At 58.9% G+C, this 265-nt stretch carries 1 protein-coding gene; it reads left to right on the forward strand.

What is annotated here, in order from left to right; genetic code table 11:
• Window positions 1-60: 60 nt before the first annotated feature.
• Window positions 61-265 (forward strand): hypothetical protein (locus AC1RPJ_RS08225; protein ID WP_481762919.1); only part of this gene is annotated, 205 nt, incomplete at its 3' end.

Here is a 265-nt window from a genome sequence, read left to right on the forward strand (position 1 = left end):
GCACCGTGTTCGGGGCTGCGTCCCATCGAGGCCGAAGGGCGCAGTTTCAAGGTGGTCGAAATGTCGCTGGCCACGTTCCTGAGCCCACGATCAGAGGTCCTTGATCCGGAGTTCGTGGTGGTCTACGTCTACTGTGCTCAGGATGAGGTGGCGGCTCTCATCGAAGAAGCAGCACGTTGTGACTGGACACTGATCCCGCCCGAACAGCGTGATGAATACCCGGAGCTTCGCCATTCGAATTGGCTCACAATCGACGGATTCTGGG

The organism is Dellaglioa sp. CoH-57-MRSF-17, from assembly GCF_056782015.1.